Annotated in this window: 18 protein-coding genes and 1 tRNA gene; 7 read left to right on the top strand and 12 right to left on the bottom strand. The window is 59.9% G+C overall.

The features are described from left to right. Positions 1–23 precede the first annotated feature (23 nt). The gene (locus JV201_RS26785; protein ID WP_219406220.1) at positions 24–890 is read right to left on the bottom strand and encodes a LysR family transcriptional regulator; all 867 of its coding nucleotides are present in this window, start codon (positions 888–890) and stop codon (positions 24–26) included. Between the two features lie 113 nt (positions 891–1003). Here JV201_RS26785 and JV201_RS26780 point away from each other — a divergent pair, with 113 nt between their 5' ends. The 4 genes from JV201_RS26780 (at position 1004) to JV201_RS26765 (ending at position 3518) form a co-directional block, all read left to right on the top strand. Further along, positions 1004–1429 carry a VOC family protein gene (locus JV201_RS26780; protein ID WP_003211024.1) on the top strand — a complete coding sequence of 142 codons (426 nt, stop codon included), beginning with the start codon at positions 1004–1006 and terminating at the stop codon, positions 1427–1429. Between the two features lie 10 nt (positions 1430–1439). Continuing rightward, a complete protein-coding gene (locus JV201_RS26775) occupies positions 1440–2693 on the top strand; it encodes an amidase (RefSeq protein WP_219406219.1) in 1254 nt (417 codons plus the stop codon). A gap of 185 nt (positions 2694–2878) precedes the next feature. Then, positions 2879–3061 carry a type II toxin-antitoxin system HicA family toxin gene (locus JV201_RS26770; protein ID WP_003211022.1) on the top strand — a complete coding sequence of 61 codons (183 nt, stop codon included), beginning with the start codon at positions 2879–2881 and terminating at the stop codon, positions 3059–3061. A gap of 55 nt (positions 3062–3116) precedes the next feature. Beyond that, positions 3117–3518: a type II toxin-antitoxin system HicB family antitoxin gene (locus JV201_RS26765; protein ID WP_003211020.1), complete on the top strand. Its 402-nt coding sequence runs from the start codon at positions 3117–3119 to the stop codon at positions 3516–3518. Between the two features lie 89 nt (positions 3519–3607). On the opposite strand, the gene JV201_RS26760 is transcribed toward JV201_RS26765, so the two are convergent. From JV201_RS26760 to rpsU, 6 genes are all read right to left on the bottom strand, one after another. Continuing rightward, positions 3608–4120, bottom strand: a complete 513-nt coding sequence (locus tag JV201_RS26760; protein WP_219406218.1) for a hypothetical protein — start codon at positions 4118–4120, stop codon at positions 3608–3610. Positions 4121–4265: 145 nt separating this feature from the next. Next, positions 4266–4342, bottom strand: a tRNA-Ile gene (locus tag JV201_RS26755). A gap of 15 nt (positions 4343–4357) precedes the next feature. Further along, entirely contained in the window at positions 4358–8101 is a 3744-nt protein-coding gene (locus JV201_RS26750) for a bifunctional diguanylate cyclase/phosphodiesterase (protein WP_134327411.1), read from the bottom strand. 120 nt (positions 8102–8221) lie between these two features. Next, positions 8222–10072, bottom strand: coding sequence for an RNA polymerase sigma factor RpoD (rpoD, locus tag JV201_RS26745; protein ID WP_003211014.1), 1851 nt, complete (start codon positions 10070–10072; stop codon positions 8222–8224). A gap of 67 nt (positions 10073–10139) precedes the next feature. Next, positions 10140–12101 (bottom strand): DNA primase, encoded by a 1962-nt coding sequence (dnaG, locus tag JV201_RS26740; protein WP_003211012.1) that lies wholly within the window; start codon positions 12099–12101, stop codon positions 10140–10142. Between the two features lie 445 nt (positions 12102–12546). After that, on the bottom strand, positions 12547–12762 hold the full coding sequence (gene rpsU / locus JV201_RS26735; protein WP_002551877.1) for a 30S ribosomal protein S21: 216 nt from the start codon (positions 12760–12762) through the stop codon (positions 12547–12549). A 203-nt stretch (positions 12763–12965) separates the two neighbouring features. On the opposite strand from rpsU, the gene tsaD reads away from it, so the two are divergent. Next, positions 12966–13991 (top strand): tRNA (adenosine(37)-N6)-threonylcarbamoyltransferase complex transferase subunit TsaD, encoded by a 1026-nt coding sequence (gene tsaD / locus JV201_RS26730; protein ID WP_087694726.1) that lies wholly within the window; start codon positions 12966–12968, stop codon positions 13989–13991. 33 nt (positions 13992–14024) lie between these two features. Here the strand turns inward: tsaD and plsY are convergent, their stop codons facing one another. Then, entirely contained in the window at positions 14025–14594 is a 570-nt protein-coding gene (plsY, locus tag JV201_RS26725; protein WP_003211009.1) for a glycerol-3-phosphate 1-O-acyltransferase PlsY, read from the bottom strand. 74 nt (positions 14595–14668) lie between these two features. On the opposite strand from plsY, the gene folB reads away from it, so the two are divergent. Then, positions 14669–15022 carry a dihydroneopterin aldolase gene (gene folB / locus JV201_RS26720; RefSeq protein ID WP_003211007.1) on the top strand — a complete coding sequence of 118 codons (354 nt, stop codon included), beginning with the start codon at positions 14669–14671 and terminating at the stop codon, positions 15020–15022. Then, complete coding sequence (gene folK, locus JV201_RS26715; RefSeq protein ID WP_003211005.1) at positions 15013–15531, top strand: 2-amino-4-hydroxy-6-hydroxymethyldihydropteridine diphosphokinase; 519 nt, start codon at positions 15013–15015, stop codon at positions 15529–15531. The genes folB and folK overlap by 10 nt, the downstream gene beginning before the upstream one ends. Here folK and JV201_RS26710 read toward each other — a convergent pair. The 4 genes from JV201_RS26710 to JV201_RS26695 all read right to left on the bottom strand — a co-directional run bounded on the left by JV201_RS26710 (position 15501) and on the right by JV201_RS26695 (position 21678). Next, a complete protein-coding gene (locus JV201_RS26710) occupies positions 15501–16736 on the bottom strand; it encodes a multifunctional CCA addition/repair protein (RefSeq protein WP_003211003.1) in 1236 nt (411 codons plus the stop codon). The two genes, folK and JV201_RS26710, sit on opposite strands and share 31 nt — an antisense overlap. Before the next feature lie 62 nt (positions 16737–16798). Beyond that, positions 16799–18361: a SpoVR family protein gene (locus JV201_RS26705; RefSeq protein WP_003211001.1), complete on the bottom strand. Its 1563-nt coding sequence runs from the start codon at positions 18359–18361 to the stop codon at positions 16799–16801. Beyond that, positions 18358–19629, bottom strand: coding sequence for a YeaH/YhbH family protein (locus JV201_RS26700; RefSeq protein ID WP_003211000.1), 1272 nt, complete (start codon positions 19627–19629; stop codon positions 18358–18360). The genes JV201_RS26705 and JV201_RS26700 overlap by 4 nt, the downstream gene beginning before the upstream one ends. Positions 19630–19755: 126 nt before the next feature. Beyond that, the gene (locus JV201_RS26695; protein WP_003210999.1) at positions 19756–21678 is read right to left on the bottom strand and encodes a PrkA family serine protein kinase; all 1923 of its coding nucleotides are present in this window, start codon (positions 21676–21678) and stop codon (positions 19756–19758) included. Positions 21679–21762 lie beyond the last annotated feature (84 nt).

Raw genomic sequence — 21762 nt, 5'->3', positions numbered from 1 at the left:
ATGTGCGGCTTTTTTTTTGCGTCTTAGATCGTGTCTGCCAGCAGGCATCGGGCAAAGAGTTGTGGCACCGGAAGGTTGCGCTGGCTGTAGCGGCTCAGCAAGATGATTTCCCGGTTAAAGGTCAGCTCGCCCAGCGGGATGACACGCACCTGCGGGGATCGGTCCAGCCATAGTCCGGCGTGGGGAACCAGTGAAACGCCCAGGCCGCATTCGACCATTTTGACCAGCGCCTCGATCTCGTCCAGTTCCAGCGCCACTTGCACGTCCAGCCGCTGATCCCGCAGAAAGCGACTGACCAGCCGCCCGCCAAACGAAGCCCGGTCGTAGCGCACGTGAGGATGAGCGGCGAGCAGTCGCAGCGGGTCATCCCCCTCGACCGTCAACGGCGCGATCAACACAAACGGCTCCCTGCGCAGCAGTTGCACGTGCAGTTCCTTGGGCAAGTCAAAGGGTGGGCGAATGATGATCGCCGAGTCGAGTTCGCCTGCATCCACCTGGCTGAGCAGCTCCAGGGAAACTCCCGGCACCAACTTGCACTCCACCGTCGGCGCCGCCTGGCGCAAACGCACCAGGGCCTGGGGCAGCAGGCCGGTCTGGGCGGTGGTGATGGCGCCGACCTTCAACTCGCCCCTGTACTCATTGGCATCCACCGGCACAGCCATGCGGTTGAACGTCTCGAGAATCTCCCTGGCCAGCGGCAGCGCGCGGATCCCCGCCGCGTTCAGCGTGGCCTGGCGCCCGGTTCGCTCGAACAACTGCACGCCGAGCACCTGCTCCAACTGACGGATCTGCGCACTCACCGCCGATTGCGTCAGCCCGATATGCATGCCCGCTGCGGCGAACGTGCCATGGCGGGTAACGGCGATAAAGGTTTTCAGTTCCCGCAGCATGGGCGTCTCGATTGATCAAAATAATTTGAGCTCGCTGCGAAAACTATCGTCTTTCCATCGGTTACGGCAAGGCTAGACTCGCAAGGACTTAATACCCATAGAGGTTAAACCTGATGGCACTGGCTCCTTTTCACCTGGCAATTCCGGTATTCGACCTAGCGGCAGCGCGGCAGTTTTATGGCGAGGTGTTTGGGTTGGAGGAGGGACGAGCCAGTGATCACTGGGTCGACTTCGACTTCTTCGGGCATCAATTGGTGATTCATGAGCATCCGAAAACCGCTTCTCAAGAGGCGGCGCACACCAATGCGGTAGACGGTCACGACGTGCCGGTGCCGCATTTTGGCGTGGTGTTGAGTTGGGATGATTGGCATGCGTTGGCGGAGCGCTTGCAGGCGCGCAATACCCAGTTTGTGTTGGAACCGCATATTCGTTTCAAAGGCCAGGTGGGCGAGCAGGCGACGTTGTTTCTGTTTGACCCGTGCGGCAACGCGTTGGAGTTCAAGGCGTTCAAGGACATTGGGCAGTTGTTTGCTAAATGAGGGCGCATTGATGAATGGCCTGGATGCAACGGGCATCGCCGTGGCGGTGGGTTCGGGGGCGATTACGCCGGCTTTGGTTGCTGAACACTTTCTTGCGCGCATAGGTGCCGACGAGCCAGATATCCAGGCGTTTGTATCCTTCGACGCTGAGGCGGTGAGCAAGCAAGCGTGGCAGCTTGAGGGCTGCGCCGGTCTGCTCGCCGGCGTGCCCGTGGGGGTCAAGGACATCTTTGATACCGCCGACCACCCAACGGAATTCTATTCGCCGATTTACCTGGGTAATCGTCCATCGCGGGATGCCCATGTGGTGACGCTGCTACGCCAGGCGGGCGCGATCATCATGGGCAAGACCCACACCACCGAATTTGCCTACATGAACACCGGGCCGACGCGTAATCCGCTGGATTTGTCCTGCACTCCGGGTAGCTCCAGCGCGGGTTCTGCTGCGGGGATGGCGGCCGGGTTTTTCCCGTTGGCGTTGGGTACCCAAACGGCGGGGTCGTTGCTCAAGCCTGCGGCTTATTGCGGGTTGTTTGCCTTCAAACCGTCGTTTGGACTGGTCTCGCTGGAAGGCGTGAAACCCCTGGCGCCGAGCTTCGATACCGTGGGTTGGTATGGCCGTTCGGTGCGTGATCTTGAGCGGGTGGCGCGGGTGTTGATCCCGGGGTTTCCGGCTGTTGAGGCGGGGCGTCGGCCCTTGCGGCTTGGTTTCTGCCGTACCTCTCGCTGGTCGGATGTGCAGCCGTTGGTGGCCGAGGCAATTGAACGAGCGGTTGCCCGGTTGGGGCCTCTTGTCAGTGAAGTCGTGTTGCCTGAGGCGTTCGACGGAGTATTCGACGATCACCAGTTGATCAACGATTGCGAAGGTGCCCGTTCATTGGCCAAGGAGTTTCAGTCTCATCCTGAGTTACTCAGTGATTCGACGTTGGCCATGATTGAGCGTGCGAAGGCTACAAGCTGGGAACAGGAGTCGGCTGCGAAGGCACGCCTCGCACAACTCGCCCCGCAGCTCGCGCAAATCTGCCAGCCGTTTGATGCGATGTTGAGTGTTTCCTGCGGGATGCTGGCGCCGGTGGGGTTGGCGACCACGGGCCCGTCGGACTTCATCAAGTTCTGGGGCGCGTTTGGATTGCCGCAGGTGAATGTGCCGGTGATGCGTGGGGAAGGGGAGTTGCCGGTGGGGTTGCAGGTAATTGGGGCGTTTAGAGGGGATGCGCCGTTGCTAGGTACGGCGCAAGTCATTGTTAATGCGTTGGTAAGCTGAGAGTCAGTCAAGGCACAAAAACTGACATTAGTTCGCTGGCGAAGCGGCGATAGGCGTAGTCATCATATTCTTCGCATGAGCCCGTTCAGAAATGAGCGGGCTTTTTTCATTGGTGTGTCCTGTGTGTATAAAAGATGCTGCAGGATACCTTCGGTGTGTAAGATACACACTGTGGAGCGGGCGCGATGAGAAGCAGAGAGGTAATTGACTTGCTGATGGCGGATGGATGGTTTGAGGTGGCGGCGAAAGGCAGTCACCATCAATTCAAGCACTCAACCAAGCCCGGCCGGGTGACGGTTCCTCATCCTAAATCAGAGATAGCCAAGGGGACCTTGCACAGCATTTTGAAATCAGCAGGCCTGAAGTGATGACCGTAGGTTATGTGGTGAATGATCCCGCTGCGGCTCATTCAAAGGAGGAAAAATGAAATTTCCAGTGGTGATACACAAAGACGCTGATTCAGATTACAGCGTGACCGTCCCGGACGTGCCAGGTTGCTTTTCTGCGGGCACAACCTTTTCCGAAGCTCTGGATAATGTCCGCGAAGCTTTAGCGCTGCACCTCGAGGGATTGGTTGCTGATGAGGAGCGGCTTCCTCAGGCTAGAGAGGTCGACGTCCATTTGGAGAATCCGGACTTTGCGGGTGGCGTGTGGGCGGTGATCGACTTTGATCTCACTCCTTACCTGGGCAAGTCAGTCAGGTTCAACGCCTCACTGCCTGAGCAACTTTTGAATCGTATCGATGAGCGAGTGCAAAAAGACCATCGCTATGCCTCGCGCTCTGGGTTCCTGGCGACGGCGGCTTTGCGCGAACTTTCCGTTTGATAACGGGCCGGTAGAGCACGCAGTACAAAAAAGGCTTACGCCGCAAAGCGTAAGTCTTTCTTTTATTCGAGGAGGTGTGATCAGCGAGACTACGACCCCTTGCACACCTTCGCAGCGGCAGCATCGTTCGGGATAAATGAATCCGGCGCGCCCGGCTTCAGCACCACGTACCCTCGCCGCCACGGTTGATCGTCCACCAGATTCCAGCGATGCCCTGTGCCGGTGTTGTCTTCGGCGATCAGTACTTCACCCGGATGCAACGTGAACTTCTCACCGCCGCGTGTCACGAACGCCAGGGTGCCGGACAGCGTCATGACGTACTGTGGCTCCGGGTCGTTATGCCAGCTATACGAGGAATGCGCCGCCGTTTGCTTGAAGTGAATGGCGGTCACGTCATTGCGCATGCTCTGGTCGATGGTGCCTTCCAGTACGTGCGAATTGTTGTCGGCGCCGGTGCAGAGCTTGAATGCCTTGATGGAGTCAGTGGCGGCGGGGGCGGCTTGTGCGCCGCTCAAGGTTGCGAGGGTGATTGCGACGGCGGCTGTGGCACGTATGCCCAGGCCGTGGATTGCGTTGCGCGGCGAGCGTTTCTTCTGATGCATTGAACAATTTTCCCTCGTGCTGGAGTGACGTTGACTGGGAATCATGGTCTTCGCCGTAGCCGTTCGGGACAACTAACTAATGTTTCATTGCTGCACGACTCACGCGCCAGAAACGACAAAGCCGCGCAATGCGCGGCTTTCAAGATGGTGGGCCCAGTAGGACTCGAACCTACGACCAAGGGATTATGAGTCCCCTGCTCTAACCAACTGAGCTATAGGCCCTCAGTAGGCCGCGGATTATAGCGATGGTTTCTTCGCTGTGCCATCCGAAAAGTCCGAAACACTCATACGAAGGAACGTAGCGGCGAAAAGGTCCGGCGGCAGCGGCAGGCTGACGATATAGCCTTGCATCTGCTCACAACCTTCAGCCGCCAGAAACGCTTGCTGGGCCGGCGTTTCCACACCTTCGGCAATGATGGTGAATTGCATGCTGTGCCCCAGGGCAATAATGGCGCGCACGATCGCCGCATCGTGTGGGTCGTCGGGCAGGCCACGGACGAAGGATTGGTCGATCTTCAGGAAGTCCAGCGGCAGGCGTTTCAGGTAGCTGAGGGACGAATAGCCGGTGCCGAAGTCATCAATGGCCAGTTGCACGCCCAGATGCTTGAGCTGGTGCAGCACCTCCAGCGCTTCTTCGGCCTGGCTCATGATGAAGTTTTCGGTGATCTCCAGTTGCAGGCAGCCAGGCTCCAGGCGGTTGTCCCGCAGCAGTTGCTCGATGCGCGCCAGCAGGTTGGGGTGGCGCAGTTGCGCGCCGGCGAGGTTGACGGACAGCGGGCCGAAGTCATCAAAAATTTCTCGCCAGTCGTGCATCTGTCGGCAGGCCTGCTCCAGTACCCAGTCGCCAATCTGCAGGATCATGCCGTTCTCTTCGGCCAGGGCAATGAAGTGCTCGGGCGGCACTTCGCCGAAGGTGGGGTGGCGCCAGCGAATCAGGGCTTCGGCGCCGATCAGTTGTTGGGTGTCGAGGCTGAGTTTCGGCTGGTAATAGAGAGACAATTCGTCGCGCTCGATCGCTCGGCGCAGTTCGTGTTCCAGGGCCACGCGCTCGTTGGCCTGGGCGGTGAGGTCCTGGGTGTAGCTTTCGACGCGGTTGCGGCCCTTGGCCTTGGAGCGGTACATGGCGGCGTCGGCGTTTTTGACCAGGGTGGCGACGTCGTTGCCGTCCCGTGGGTACAGGCTGGTGCCGATGCTGGCGCTGATGAAGAACTCATGCTCGCCCGCCTGGAATGGTGGAGTGAAGCAGGCCAGCAGCTTATTGGCCAGGTGTTCGGCGTCGCTGGCTTGTTGCAGGCCGGGCAGCAGGATGATGAATTCGTCGCCACCCAGGCGCGCGACGGTGTCGACGTCTCGCAGTTGGTCCTTGAGGCGAACGGCGATGTCCTTGAGCAGCAGGTCGCCAATCGGGTGGCCGAGGCTGTCGTTGATGTGTTTGAAGCGGTCGAGGTCGAGGAACAGCACGGCGCCCTGGCTGCCGGTTTCCTGTTGGTTGTTGAGGGCGGCTTGCAGGCGGCTTTCAAACAGGGTGCGGTTGGGCAGGCCGGTCAGCGGGTCGTGGTGGGCCTGGTAATCGAGGCGCGCCTGGGCGTGCTTGAGGCTGGAGATGTCGGCAAACACGGCGACGAAGTGGGTGATCGACTCCTCGCGGTTGCGCACGGCGCTGATGGTCAGCCAGCTGGGGTACAGCTCGCCGTTCTTGCGCCGGTTGGAGATCTCGCCTTGCCAGTGGCCGTTGGCCGTCAGTTGGTGCCACATGGCCGCGTAGAAGGCGCTGTCGTGCAGGCCCGAGGCAAGCAGGCGCGGGGTTTGGCCAAGGGCCTCGGCTTCGCTGTAGCCGGTGATCTCGCTGAAGGCGCGGTTCACGGCGCTGATATTTTGTCGGGTGTCGGTGATCAGTACGCCTTCGGCCGTGCTCTCGAACACGGTGGCGGCCTGTTGCAGTTTTTCCTGCATCAGTTGGCGTTCGGTGATGTCCCGGGCGATGGTCAGCATGCAGTCGTCGTCGCCGATGGGCAGCGGGCGGCTGGAGACTTCACACAGGCGAATTTCGCCGTCACTGCGGCGGATGTGGCAGACAAAGTCGCGGACAAATCCATCCCGTTGCAGCCGCTCCAACATATCTTTGCGTTCGTTCAGGTCGACCCAGATCCCGAGGTCCAGGGTTGACTGGTCCAGTGACATCACGCTGTTAAAGCCGGTAATTCGACTGAATCCTTCGTTGACCTCAATCAGCAAACCGTCGCTTTGGCGGGACAACAGCAGGCCGTCGGGAGAGGCATGAAAGGCCTTGGCGAATTTCTCTTCGGAGGTCTGCAGTCGCTGCTGGGTTTCTTTCAGCTGGGTGATGTCACGCACCACCACGACCAGGGCTTCGGTGGTATCCAGTTGAAAGGGTTCGGCGGAGATCAGTCCGGTGAAGGCCTGGCCGTTGCTGCGCAGGAAGGGCATTTCCAGGTTGCGGATGCTGGTGGTCTGTACCCGTTGCAGCAGGCCGGGGCCTACGCCCTGGATGCCCCAGATATTCAGTTCAGTGGCGGTTTTTCCTACGACTGCTTCGGCGCTCAGGCCGATCTGGTCTTCGAATGCCTTATTGACCTCCATCAGGCAGCCGTCCGACAGCCGGGCGATGACCAGGATGTCCGGGCATTGCTGGAACACAGAGGCGAATTTCTGTTCCGAAAGCTGCAACGCTTCCTCGGTGCGCTTGGCCTCGCTGATGTCGATCATCAGGCCGCGCAGCACGGGCTCGTGGCCGTGTTCGATCAGGCTGACGATGTCCCGCACCCACAGGCAGCGTCCATCGGCGGTGATCACCCGGTAGTCGACACTGTGGTCGCGGTTGGCCCGGGTTTCGGCGTAGCAATAGGATTCGGTGCGGGTCAGGTCCGCGGGGTGGATGATGTTGCGCCAGAAGCCCGGGATCAGCCAGTGGGCACGGGGGTAACCCAGCAGTTCCTCGGCGTGGGGCGACACGTAGCTGTAGGTGAAATCGCTGATGCTGGCTTCCCAGGCGATCGCGGAAAGGCTCTCCACCAGGCCGCGATAGTGGTATTCGCTGCTGCGCAGTTCCTGTTCGAGGGCGACCCGGCGGGAAATTTCCGAGCTGAGCCGACGATTGATCCGGATAACCACGGCCAGCACGATGCTCAGCAACAGCACGGCAGGCAACCCGTAGAGCAGCACATCCGTCCAGAGCGTGCGGTGGTCGATGACGTTGCCGACCCAGCGCTGCTGGATGGCCTCGGTCTCAGCCGGGCTGATGTCGGCCAGGACTTTATCGAGGATGCCCACCAGCATCTTGTCGTCCTTCGGCACGCCCATGGCCAATTGATAGCGGTAAGGCGTTTCGCCGCTGATGTACAGGCCTTCCAGCTTGAGTTGGCGCAGGCTCCACACGCTGGACGCCAGATCGCCCACTACGGCGTCGACCTTGTCGGTGGCCAGGGCCTGCAGCGTAGCGCTGACATTGGGCATGGCCACCAGGTTGAGGTCCGGGTGGTGAGTGCGCAGCAGTTCATGGGGCGCGTAGTTTTCCACCACGGCCACCTTCAACCCGTACAGGTCTTTGAGGCTGCGTGGTTGCGGGCCGCCTTCGTGGGCGAGGATGACGATGGGGAAGTCGAGATAAGGCCGGGTAAACGACAGGAAACCCTGGCGTTCCGGTGTGGACATGATGCCCGGCAGCAGGTCGAGCTGGTTGTTGCGGGCCTGTTCCAGCACGGCGCTCCAGTTCACCGGCTCGATCAGTTTGATCCTGACGCCAAGGCGATCCTGCATCAGCCGCACATAATCAGCGGCCAGGCCCTGGTAGCGACCGTCTTCATCGCGGTATTCAAAGGGTGGCCAAGAGGCGTCGACGCCCAGGCGCAACTCTTGGTGGTCCGCCAGCCAGCCACGCTCTTCATCGGTGAGAGTCAACGCGCCAGCCGTTGCGGTCCAGGTCAGCAGCGACAGCAGTAACACGGTCGGCAATCTGGGCATAACGGTCTCGTTATGGCACGGGGAATGTTTCGAGTGTAGACGGGCATTGCGGGGGAGGGGAGGCAGCGAGGATTTAATCTGTAGAAGCAAAAACCCCGGCCTGGGCCGGGGTTTTTGTGATCACTCGTCGAGGAAGGAGCGCAAATGCTCGCTTCTCGTCGGGTGGCGCAGCTTGCGCAGCGCCTTGGCTTCGATCTGACGAATCCGCTCACGGGTAACGTCGAACTGCTTACCAACCTCCTCAAGGGTGTGGTCGGTATTCATGTCGATGCCGAAGCGCATGCGCAGTACCTTGGCTTCACGGGCAGTGAGGCCGGACAGTACGTCGCGAGTCGCTTCTTTCAGGCTCTCAACGGTAGCAACATCGATTGGCGACTGCATGGTCGAGTCTTCGATGAAGTCACCCAGATGGGAGTCTTCGTCATCACCGATCGGGGTTTCCATGGAGATCGGCTCTTTAGCGATCTTCAATACCTTGCGGATTTTATCCTCAGGCATTTCCATGCGTTCGCCCAACTCTTCCGGGGTCGGTTCGCGACCCATTTCCTGCAACATCTGCCGGGAAATACGGTTGAGCTTGTTGATCGTCTCGATCATGTGCACCGGAATACGGATGGTGCGGGCCTGGTCGGCGATCGAGCGAGTGATCGCCTGACGGATCCACCAGGTGGCATAAGTCGAGAACTTGTAGCCGCGACGGTATTCGAACTTGTCCACCGCTTTCATCAAGCCGATGTTGCCTTCCTGGATCAGATCGAGGAATTGCAGGCCACGGTTGGTGTACTTCTTGGCGATGGAGATCACCAGACGCAAGTTCGCTTCAACCATCTCTTTCTTCGCGCGGCGGGCCTTGGCCTCACCGATCGACATGCGACGGTTGATGTCCTTGATCTCGGCAATCGTCAGACCGGTTTCGGTCTGCAATGCAGTCAGCTTCTGCTGGCAACGAACGATGTCGGCCTGGAAGCGACCAATGGCTTCAGCGTATTTGCTTTTGCCTTTGGCCAGTGCGTCGGTCCAGCTTTCGTCGACTTCGTTGCCCGGGAACTGGCGCAGGAAGTCGGCACGCGGCATGCGCGCATCACGGACACAGAGCTGCATGATCGCACGCTCTTGTGCACGCAGACGCTCAAGGGCGCTACGAACCCGCTCAACCAGGCCTTCGAATTGCTTCGGTACCAGTTTGATCGGCATGAAGAGTTCAGCCAGGGCCAGCAATTCAGCAGTTGCCTGCTTGCTGCCGCGACCGTGCTTCTTCAGGGCCTTGCGAGCCAGTTCCATCTGATCGGAGACCGCGCCAAAGCGCTGCGCTGCGATGATCGGATCCGGACCGCTTTCGACTTCTTCTTCGTCATCAGTGCTGGCTTCAGCTTCGTCGTCGTCGGTGTCGTCGTCTGCTTTCGCAGCCTTGGCATCGATCGGTGGCGGAATTTCAGCCGCAGGTGGCGCAATGCCGTCGTCCGGGTCGATATAACCGCTCAGGACGTCGGACAGGCGGCCACCTTCGGTGGTGACGCGAGTGTACTCGGAGAGAATGTGGTCAACCGTGCCTGGGAAGTGCGCGATTGCGCCCATCACTTCACGGATGCCCTCTTCGATACGCTTGGCGATTTCGATTTCGCCTTCGCGTGTCAGCAGCTCTACCGTACCCATTTCGCGCATATACATGCGCACAGGGTCAGTCGTGCGACCGATGTCGGTCTCGACCGCTGCCAACGCGGCGGCTGCTTCTTCAGCGGCTGCCTCGTCGGTATCGGCGTCGGCCAACATAAGGGCGTCCGCATCCGGAGCACTCTCGTGTACGGGGATCCCCATGTCATTAATCATGCGGATGATGTCTTCCACCTGCTCTGGATCTGAAATATCCTCAGGCAGGTGGTCGTTGACCTCTGCGTAAGTCAGATACTTCTGCTCACGACCAAGGGTGATCAACTCTTTGATACGAGACTGCTGTTGCGCTTTTCCGGACATAACACCCTATCCACTGAAGGTCTTGGCGGGCAAAAAACAAGCCGAGGATTATACCCGAGCTATGACCTCACACGCCAGCTGAGGTCGGGTTTGATGCGGAAACATTGCGACTTAAAAGGTCGCGCAGTTGATTTTTCTCTTCGGCGGTCAATTCACTCTGACGCGCTTTTCGAAGAAGTTGTTCCAGGTTTCGCTCGCGTTGACGAGCTACCAAGCTAGTAATGGTGTCGAAAAACTGTTGTTCAAGGTTATCGCCATCAATCAGCCATTCCTTTTCTGCCAATGCCTTCAGCAAACGGCCCTGTTCGGTGCCGTGCCAGCGTGCAATCAGCTGGAATGAGTTTAGCTTAGGATTCTTCTGTACGGCTTCGAGCAGGGCCACCAACAGTTGCGTATTGGTGTGGTCTTCGGCCGCAAAGTGCCCCGCATCCTCGACTTTTTGTGCCAGTTGCGGGTGGTGCAAAAGTGTACGCAGGGCTGCCATGGTGGGCGGCTCTACTGCTGCTGGGACGCGTGGGCCGCGCGGTTCGTCACGGTCACCGCCACGTTTGCCGTTTTTGTCCCAGGGTTTCTTGTCCCATTTCTTGCCGCCGGCGCCGGGTTTCTTCGGTGTCCACTCCTGCTGGGGCGTGTAGGCCTCCTGCGGTTGGTGGAAGTCGGAATAGTCCGGCATGGCGTCGTAATCCATGCCCGGGTCGTAGGCCGGCGGCGCCTCTTGCGGCGCGCTGCGGGCCAGCTGGCTGACGGCCTCGCCACTCAAGCCGGTGATTTCCAGCAGGCGCTGGCGCATCAGGGTGCGCAGGTTGGCGCCCGGAACCTTGTCGATTAGCGGGGCCGCGAGGGTGACCATGTGGGCCTTGCCTTCGAGGGAGCGCGGGTCGGACTCTTCGGTCAGTTGCTGGAAAAAGTAATCGGCCAGCGGTTGTGCGTGTTGGTTGATGCGCGCGCGGAACGCGTCGGTGCCTTCGGAGCGGACCAGGGTGTCCGGGTCTTCACCTTCGGGCAGGAACAGGAAGCGTGCGCGCCGCCCGTCCTGCAGGCTCGACAGGGTCGACTCAAGGGCACGCCACGCTGCGTTGCGGCCGGCCTGGTCGCCGTCGAAGCAGAACAGTACGTTGGGCACCACGCGAAACAGGCGCTTCAAGTGCTCTTCGCTGGTCGCGGTGCCCAGGGTCGCCACGGCGTTGCGCAAACCTTGCTGGGCCAGGGCAATCACGTCCATATAGCCTTCAACCACGATGATTTCGTCGAGGTTGCGGTTGTTCTTGCGCGCCTCAAACAGGCCGTAGAGTTCCTGGCCTTTATGAAACACCGGGGTTTCCGGTGAGTTCAGGTATTTGGGCTTGTCGTCCCCCAGCACCCGGCCGCCGAACGCGATGATGCGGCCGCGGCTGTCGCGGATCGGGAACATCACGCGGTCGCGGAAACGGTCATAACGCTTGCCGGTCTCGGCGTTTTCCACCAACAGGCCGGCGTCGATCATGGCTTTTTGCTGCAGGGTGTCGCTGCTCAGGTGCTTGTACAGGTTGTCCCAGCCCGGCGGGGCGAAGCCGAGGCCGAAGTCGCGGGCGATTTCACCGGTCAGGCCGCGGCCCTTGAGGTAATCGACGGCGGCTTTGCGCTGCGGGTGGCTTTTCAGTGCCTGGCGGTAAAAGTCGGCAGCAGCGGTAAGCAGCGGGTACAGCGGCGAATCGGTGGGTTGCCGCGGTTTGTGCGGGCGGCCACTTTCTTCGCGGGGGATTTCCATGCCGGCGGCTTTCGCCAGTTCCTCGACGGCCTGGGGGAAGTCCAGGTTGTCGTGGTCCATGATGAAGCCGAGGGCGTTGCCGCCAGCGCCGCAGCCGAAGCAGTAGTAGAACTGCTTGTCGGGGCTGACGCTGAACGACGGGGTCTTTTCCTTGTGGAACGGGCAGCAGGCGGTGTAGTTCTTGCCGGCCTTTTTCATCTGCAGGCGCGAGCTGACAACATCGACGATGTCGGTGCGGTTCAGAAGGTCGTCAATAAAGCTCTGGGGAATTAGCCCGGCCATGGCGTTCTCGTCATCACTGCGTGTAAAAGAGGGCCCGCAAAGTGCTCAAGGCGCGCGTGTTGTGCGGCTCGATCTACTGTCGTCTGCTTGGTCTGTCAGGAAGTGTATCTGCCGAACATTCACTGACGTTAGTTCCGATCAGTGCCCGGCGTAGAAATGTTGCCCGGGAGTCCGGTCTTGGCCATGTGGGGGCCTCGGAAGCTCATCGGTGGGCGCAGCCGACCTGTTGATCGCCTGTTAAAAAATAAGTGTGCTCGTCAGTAGCCTTGTTAGGCTCGTCAGAAGAGACGTGCACCGCTGGCAAAAGAGCCAGTCCTGACGTGTGAAGCAGTTCGTTTCAGTCGCGTGTGCGGCGTCAACGGTGAAGCATCAAGCGATATCCGCAAATGCCAACAGCCCGGCTGAGGGCCGGGCTTGGCAGAAGCTTGCTACGAACGTCTGTGTATTAGTACAGACGAACGGCGCGGCGCTGCTCGCGCTGAACTTTCTTGGCGTGACGCTTAACAGCGGCTGCTGCTTTACGCTTACGCTCAGAAGTTGGCTTCTCGTAAAATTCGCGGCTACGAACTTCAGCCAGAACACCGGCTTTTTCGCAGGAGCGCTTGAAACGACGCAGAGCTACGTCGAAGGGTTCGTTCTCTTTTACTTTGACGGCTGGCATCCAGAGCTACCTTCTTTCATTACCGGGAATCAACGTTCTCGTCGCAAAAAATTCGCGGCTGAGGTCGTCGGTTTTTAAGGGTTGCGGATGTTAACCCCTCATTGCCCGGAATGCAAAGCCTCTGATCGAAAACCGCTAGTCGGGAGGGGGAGTGGCGACTATTATGCGCGCCTTCGAATTCAGCCTCTACAAGGCGCAAACCCATGCTAGTTCTGGGATTAGAAACCTCGTGCGATGAAACTGGTGTCGCACTTTACGACAGTGAACGCGGGCTTTTGGCCGACGCACTGTTCAGTCAGATCGACCTGCATCGCGCCTATGGCGGCGTGGTGCCGGAGCTGGCCAGCCGTGATCATGTGAAACGCATGCTGCCATTGATTCGCCAGGTGCTGGACGAGGCCGGCTGCGTGCCGACCGAGATCGACGCCATTGCCTATACCGCCGGCCCCGGATTGGTCGGAGCCCTGCTGGTTGGGGCCTCTTGCGCCCAGGCGCTGGCATTTGCCTGGGGCATTCCGGCCCTTGGTGTGCACCACATGGAAGGCCATTTACTGGCACCGATGCTGGAAGAAAACCCGCCAGCGTTCCCGTTCGTCGCTTTGTTGGTTTCAGGCGGCCATACGCAGCTGGTTCAGGTCGACGGAATCGGTCAATACACGCTGCTGGGCGAAAGCCTGGACGACGCTGCCGGTGAAGCTTTCGACAAGACTGCGAAGATGATGGGCCTTAATTATCCGGGCGGCCCGGAAATCGCCCGCTTGGCAGAAAAAGGCGTTCCGGGGCGCTATACCTTCCCGCGCCCGATGTGCGATCGCCCTGGCCTGATGTTCAGCTTCAGCGGCTTGAAAACCTCTGCCCTGAACACCTGGCAGCAGAGCGTCAGCGCCGGAGACGACAGTGAGCAAGCCCGTTGCGACATCTCGCTGGCGTTCCAGCAGGCCGTGGTGGAGACTTTGACCATCAAGTGCAAGCGGGCCCTGAAGCAGGCGGGCATGAAGCGCCTGGTGATCGCGGGCGGCGTCAGCGCGAACAAGGCGCTGCGCAGCTCCCTGGAGAAAATGCTCGGCGACATGAAGGGCGACGTGTTTTATGCGCGTCCCGAATTCTGCACCGATAACGGTGCGATGATCGCCTATGCCGGTTGCCAGCGTTTGCAGGCCGGGCAGCATGAAAGCCTGGCAATCAGCGTGCAGGCGCGCTGGCCGATGGAGCAGTTGCCGCCGCTGTAACGGGCGAACGTGAGCCGGGTTCACCGGGCGTATTTAAAAATGCCGTTCGCGCCCGGCAAACAGGTCGCGTAAATTGCCCCGGTGGCGCCAGACGATCAGCAGCGTGAGCACGCTCATCGGCACCAGCGCCTCCGGTTCCTGCCACGCCAGCAACGGCAGGGTCAGGGGCGTGGCGATGAGGGCGGCCAGCGAGCTGGTGCGTGTCAGGTAGAACGTCAGCAGCCAGGCCAGGATGGCCAGCAGCGCCGCCGGTGGGTAGATCCCCAGCAGCATGCCGGCCGCCGTCGCAACGCCTTTGCCGCCGCGAAAGCGAAAGTACAGCGGGAACAGGTGGCCGAGCACCGCGCAGACGCCGATCCAGGCTTGCTGTTGCAGCGAGAGCCCGGCGAGATCGGCGATCAGCACCGGCAGCAGGCCCTTGCAGACGTCGCCGAACAGCGTGAGTACGGCGAGTTTCTTGCCGGCCAGGCGCAACATATTGGTGGCGCCGGCATTGCCTGAGCCACTCATTCGCGGGTCGGGATTTCCCGTCAGGCGGCTGAGCAAAATGGCGAAGGACAGCGAGCCGAGCAGGTAGGCGAGAGTCGCCAGTAACCAAAACATGCTAACTATTCCGGGCGAGGACGCCCTGATTCTAACGGGGCATCGCGCCCTTGTCGTGCAGCGGAGAAGAGTGCTTGGACAGAGTGTTTATCGAAGGCCTGGAAGTCGACACCGTGATCGGGGCCTACGACTGGGAGCGCGGTATCCGGCAATGCCTGCGTCTGGACCTGAGCTTCGCCTGGGATAACCGCCCGGCCGCTGCCGGTGATGACCTGACCCTGGCGCTGGATTACGCGAGCGTGTCCGCGCGGATCCAGGCCTTTGCCGAGCAGGCGCAATTCCAGCTGGTGGAAACCTTCGCCGAGCGCCTGGCTGAAGTGTTGATGAGTGAGTTCCAGATTCCCTGGCTGCACCTCAAACTGACCAAGCCCGGCGCCGTACCGGCCGCCAAGGGCGTGGGCGTGGAGATCGAGCGCGGATGTCGCTAACTCAGGTTTACCTTGGTCTTGGCAGTAACATCGAGCGTGAGGCCCATTTGCACGCTGGCCTTGATGCGCTGGCGGGTTTCCTGACGCAGATGCGCTGTTCGCCGGTGTTTGAAAGCCAGCCTGTGGGCATAAAGAGCGGGCCATTCTTCAATCTGGTGGTGTCGGCGTATACCGACCTGCCGTTGATGGAACTGGACCGCCGGCTGAAATTCATCGAGGCCGACAATGGCCGCTACGCCCCGGATCGCAAGGGCTTGCCGCTGGACATCGACGTGCTGCTGTATGGCGAGCTGGTGGGTAACTTCGATGGCCTGATCCTGCCCCGGGCCGAAATCCTGAAGAACGCGTTTGTGCTGTGGCCGCTGTCGTTGATGGCGCCGCAGCGTGTGCATCCTGAGGTGGGCAAGTCATTTGCCGCGCTGTGGCAGGATGCACACATTGACCAGGTACTGGCGCCGGTCGCGTTCGAATGGCGGGATCAGCCGTTGACGCCGGACTCGCTCTTGTAGGCTTTTAGCGCCTTGAGTCGTTCGCGTTTCAGCGCTTCGCCCAGTTCGGGACCTTTGTAGCCTTGTTCCAGTAGCGGCGCGACGGCCACACCTCTGGCCGCCAGCGCCGCACCGCGCAAATAATCGGCTTGTGGATAACTTCTCTGCTCAAGGCCCTTGCGCCCGCGGGCGTCCATCTCGCATGCCACCACAAACTCTTCAAAGCGTTGCGGGCGACGGTAAACGTCGAAGCTTTGCAGCAACTCCAGCAATGTCGAGGGCCTCAGCTCCAGTGCGCGGTGGCCGTGGGTGTGATATTCGCCCACCAGCAACGCCAACTCCTGGCAATCCCTTGGCACCTTGAAGCGTTCGTTCATCGCCTTGATCAGCTTCACGCCGCGTTGCTCATGAGCGATGTGCTGCGGCAACTTATCCACAGGCGTGAGCCCCTTGCCCAGATCGTGCAGCAGGCAGGCCCAGCGGACGGTCAACGGTTGGGCATGGATGGCTGCCTGTTCCAGCACGCTCAATGTGTGCACGCCGGTATCGATTTCGGGGTGATGGGCCTCGGGTTGCGGCACGCCAAACAGTGCGTCGATTTCCGGCATCAGGGTTTTCAGGGCGCCGCAATCGCGCAGCACCTGGATAAACACCTGTGGCTGGTTTTCCATCAATGCGCGGGAAATCTCCTTCCAGCTGCGTTCGGGCGTCAAGGCTTCCAGTTCGCCCGACGCGCTGAGTTCGCGCATCAGTTCCAGGGTTTCGGGCGCTACCGTAAAGCCGAGGCCGGCATAGCGCGCGGCAAAGCGGGCAACGCGCAGGACACGCAGTGGATCTTCGGCAAACGCCGGGGAAACGTGACGCAGAATGCGTGCGTCCAGATCCTGCTGGCCGTGATAAGGGTCGGTCAGGTGGCCCGCGTCATCCTCGGCCATGGCGTTGATGGTCAGGTCGCGGCGGATCAGGTCTTCTTCCAGGGTAACTTCGGGGCTGGCGTGAAACACAAAGCCGCCATAACCCCGGCCGCTCTTGCGCTCCGTGCGGGCGAGGGCGTACTCGTCACCATTTTTCGGGTCAAGAAATACCGGGAAGTCCGAACCCACAGGCTTGTAGCCCAGGGCGAGCATTTCTTCAGTGGTAGCGCCGACTACGACACGGTCGATATCGGTAACGGGGATGCCCAGCAGGCGATCACGTACCGCACCACCGACTTTGTAGATTTGCATGAAAAGCCTCCATTAGCGGCACAGGATAACGCCTGCGGCCCGCCAATGGAGGCTTTGCCGTTTCACAGATGTACGACTGCCAGGTCCAGGCGGCCGTAATCGTTATCGCCGTGTTCGTTGCGGGGCGGAACGTGGTGGGTTTTCATGACCTGGTCGCCTTGCAGCGTCTCCAGGTGGATATCGAACCCCCACAGCCGGTGCAGGTGCTTGAGAACCTCCTCAGTGGACTCTCCCAGCGGTTTGCGGTCGTGCTGCTGGTGGCGCAGGGTCAGCGAGCGGTCGCCGCGTACGTCGATGCTGTAGATCTGCACATTGGGTTCGCGGTTGCCCAGGTTGTACTGCGCCGCGAGGGTTTCGCGGATGGTGCGATAGCCCGGCTCGTCATGAATGGCGGGCACCAGCAGATCGTCCTTGAGGTCGTCGTCCATGATGCTGAACAGCTTGAGGTCTCGAATCACCTGGGGGGACAGGTACTGCAGGATGAAGCTCTCATCCTTGAAGCTGCTCATGGCGAACTTGATGGTCGACAACCAATCGCTGCCGGCAATCTCCGGGAACCAGCGGCGGTCTTCTTCGGTGGGGTGCTCGCACATGCGCCGGATATCGCGGTACATCGCAAAGCCCAATGCATACGGGTTGATACCGCTGTAGTAGGGGCTGTCGAAGCCCGGCTGGAAGACCACGCTGGTGTGGGACGTCAGAAACTCCATCATGAAACCGTCGGTGACCAGGCCTTCGTCATACAGGTCGTTCATCAGGGTGTAGTGCCAGAACGTGGCCCAGCCTTCGTTCATCACCTGGGTCTGGCGTTGTGGGTAGAAATACTGGGCAATCTTGCGCACGATCCGCACGATTTCCCGCTGCCAGGGCTCCAGCAATGGCGCGTGCTTTTCGATGAAATACAGGATGTTTTCCTGAGGTTCGGCGGGGAAGCGCGCATTGTCCTTGTCGTTGTTCTTGCCGGCGCGTTTGGGAATGGTGCGCCACAGGTCGTTGATCTGCTTTTGCAGATGCTCTTCACGGTCCTTCTGGCGCAGCCGTTCTTCTTCGGCGGAAATCGGATACGGGCGTTTGTAGCGGTCGACGCCGTAGTTCATCAGCGCATGGCAGGAGTCCAGCAGGTCTTCCACCGCATCGATGCCGTGGCGCTCCTCGCACTGCATGATGTACTGCTTGGCAAATACCAGGTAATCGATGATCGAGCTGGCATCGGTCCAGGTGCGGAACAGGTAGTTACCCTTGAAGAAGCTGTTATGCCCGTAGCACGCGTGGGCCACCACCAGCGCCTGCATGCAGATGGTGTTTTCTTCCATCAGGTAGGCGATGCACGGGTCGGAGTTGATGACGATTTCGTAGGCCAGGCCCATCTGGCCGCGGGTGTAGGACTTTTCAGTGCTGAGGAAGTGTTTGCCGTAGGACCAGTGGTGATAGCCCAGGGGCATGCCCACGGACGCATAGGCATCCATCATCTGTTCGGCGGTGATCACTTCGATCTGGTTGGGGTAGGTATCCAGGGCATAACCCGCCGCGATGCGGCTGATTTCCCGGTCATAGGCCTGGATCAGTTCGAAGGTCCATTCGGACCCCGTGGATATGGGTTGGCGCTTATGCTCTTTGGCGGTCATGTCACTAACCTGCGCTGGAAGAGTTCACGGAAGACCGGATAGATATCGCCGGCCGAGACCAATTGTTGCTGGGCGAAGGTGTCAGCGAAGGCTTCGCTGATGCGCTCGTATTCGAACCACAGGGCCTGATGCTCGCGCGGGGTGATTTCGACGTAGGTGTAGTACTGCACGAACGGCATGATCTGGTTGATCAGGATGTCGCGGCAGATCGGCGAGTCGTCGTTCCAGTTGTCGCCGTCGGAAGCCTGGGCGGCGTAGATGTTCCACTCGTTGGCCGGATAGCGTTCGGCCATGATTTCCTGCATCAGCTTCAAGGCGCTGGAGACGATGGTGCCGCCGGTTTCCCGCGAGTAGAAGAATTCCTCCTCGTCGACTTCCCTGGCGCTGGTGTGATGGCGGATGAACACCACATCGATCTTGTCGTAGTTACGCTTGAGAAACAGGTACAGCAGGATGAAGAAGCGCTTGGCGATGTCCTTGGTCGCCTGGGTCATGGAGCCGGACACGTCCATCAGGCAGAACATCACCGCCTTGGAACTGGGATTGGGTTGCTTGACCAGCAGGTTGTACTTCAGGTCGAAGGTGTCGAGAAACGGCACGCGATGGATTCGCGCGCTGAGTTTGGCGATTTCGGCTTCAATTTCCTGGATATCGCCGAAGTTGTCCGGCTCTTCGCGTTTCAGGCGTTCCAGTTCCGCCTTGGCATCCCGCAGTTTTGCCCGGCTGCTGCCAGATAGGGCGATACGTCGCGCATGGGCCGAGCGCAGGGTGCGGATGATGTTGATCCGCGACGGATTGCCTTCGTTGCTGATCCCGGCGCGCACGGTCTTGAAGGTGTCGGTACCGGTCAGGTTGCGTTTGACCAGGTTGGGCAGTTCCAGGTCTTCGAACATGAACTCCAGGAACTCTTCCTGGGTGATCTGGAACACGAACTCATCCATGCCTTCGCCGGAGTTACCGGCCTTGCCCGGGCCTTTGCCGCCCGCGCCGCCCTGGGGCCGCTGGATATGTTCGCCGCTGGTGAATTCCTTGTTACCGGGATGCACGACGGTCTGTTTGCCGCCCCGGCCGTGGTGCAGCACCGGTTCATCGATGTCGCGTCCGGGGATGCTGATCTGTTCGCCATGCTCCATATCGGTGATGGAACGGCGGCTGACGGCCTCTTCGACGGCCTTTTTGATGTGGTCACGGTAACGCCGCAGGAACCGCTGGCGGTTTACCGTGCTCTTGTTCTTGCCATTGAGACGTCGGTCGATCACATAGCTCATGCAGGAGCCCTCCGGGCAGCTTCAAGTTACAAGCTTCAAGCGGCAAGCTGGAAGCTTAAAGACAAGCGGTCGATTGCCAGGCTGACCGGCGCACCGGGAGCCTGGCATTGCACGCTTGTCGCTGCCTTACTGCGATTTGCGGACCCGCAAGTACCACTCGGAGAGCAGTCGTACCTGTTTGTCGGTGTAGCCACGCTCGACCATGCGAGTGACGAAGTCGTTGTGTTTTTGCTGATCCTCCTTGCTGGCCTTGGCGTTGAAGCTGATGACCGGCAGCAGATCCTCGGTGTTGGAGAACATTTTCTTCTCGATGACCACCCGCAGCTTCTCGTAGCTGAGCCAGGTAGGGTTCTTGCCGTTGTTGTTGGCCCGGGCGCGCAGCACGAAGTTGACGATTTCGTTGCGGAAATCCTTCGGATTGCTGATGCCGGCGGGTTTTTCGATCTTTTCCAGTTCCTCGTTGAGGGCTACGCGGTTGAGAATCTCGCCGGTTTCCGGGTCGCGGTATTCCTGGTCCTGGATCCAGAAGTCTGCGTACAGCACGTAGCGGTCGAAGATGTTCTGGCCGTATTCGCTGTAGGACTCCAGGTACGCGGTCTGGATTTCCTTGCCGATGAACTCGATGTAGCGCGGTGCCAGGTATTCCTTGAGGAAGCGCAGATAGCGCTCGCGGGTTTCAGCCTGGAATTGTTCCTGTTCGATCTGCTGTTCCAGCACGTAGAGCAGGTGCACCGGGTTGGCGGCGATTTCGTGCGGGTCGAAGTTGAAGACCTTGGACAGGATCTTGAACGCAAAACGTGTCGACAGGCCGTTCATGCCCTCATCCACGCCGGCGGTGTCGCGGTATTCCTGGATCGACTTGGCCTTCGGATCGGTGTCCTTGAGGTTTTCGCCGTCATACACCCGCATCTTCGAGTAGATGTTGGAGTTTTCCGGCTCCTTGAGGCGCGACAACACGGTGAACTGGGCCAGCATCTTCAGGGTGTCAGGCGCGCAATGGGCCTTGGCCAGGGAGCTGTTGAACAGCAGCTTGTCGTAAATCTTGATTTCATCGCTGACCCGCAGGCAGTACGGCACCTTGACGATGTAGATCCGGTCGATGAAGGCTTCGTTGTTCTTGTTGTTGCGGAAGGTGTGCCATTCCGATTCGTTGGAGTGGGCCAGCAGGATCCCGGTGAATGGAATCGCCCCCAGGCCTTCGGTGCTGTTGTAGTTACCTTCCTGGGTGGCGGTAAGCAGTGGGTGCAGAACCTTGATCGGTGCCTTGAACATCTCCACGAACTCCATCAGACCCTGGTTGGCCCGGCACAGTGCGCCCGAGTAGCTGTAGGCATCGGCGTCGTTCTGCGGGAATTCTTCGAGTTTGCGGATATCGACCTTGCCCACCAGTGCCGAGATGTCCTGGTTGTTCTCGTCACCCGGTTCGGTCTTGGCCACGGCAATCTGGTTGAGGATCGAGGGATAGAGCTTCACCACCCGGAACTGGCTGATGTCGCCGCCGAACTCGGCCAGGCGCTTGGTCGCCCAGGGCGACATGATGGTATTGAGATAGCGCCGTGGAATGCCGAAGTCTTCTTCGAGGATCGCGCCATCTTCCGTGGCATTGAACAGCCCCAGGGGCGACTCGAACACCGGTGAGCCTTTGATGGCGTAGAACGGCACCTTCTCGATCAGTTGTTTGAGCTTCTCGGCCAGGGACGACTTGCCGCCGCCGACGGGGCCGAGCAGGTAGAGGATCTGTTTCTTCTCTTCCAGGCCTTGGGCGGCATGGCGGAAATACGAGACGATCTGGTCAATGCATTCTTCCATACCGTGGAAGTCTTCAAAGGCCGGGTAGCGACGGATCACCTTGTTCGAGAAAATCCGCGACAAGCGCGAATTGGCTGCGGTGTCCACCAGCTCCGGCTCGCCGATCGCCAACAGCAGGCGTTCAGCGGCAGACGCGTAGGCGCTGCGGTCCTTTTTGCACAGTTCGAGATACTCCTGAAGCGAGAGCTCTTCCTGGCGGGTGGACTCGAAGCGTTGTTGGAAGTGGCTAAAAATACTCATGACGTCGTCACCTCGCTCGATACGTGGAGCCGACGCCGGATCAATCAGTCGATGCTGGCAGCCATTGGTGGACACCAATGGCCG

The sequence above is a fragment of the Pseudomonas sp. Colony2 genome (assembly GCF_019382755.1).
In the GTDB taxonomy this organism is placed as follows: domain Bacteria; phylum Pseudomonadota; class Gammaproteobacteria; order Pseudomonadales; family Pseudomonadaceae; genus Aquipseudomonas.
This window is presented reverse-complemented; position numbering and strand designations above follow the sequence as displayed.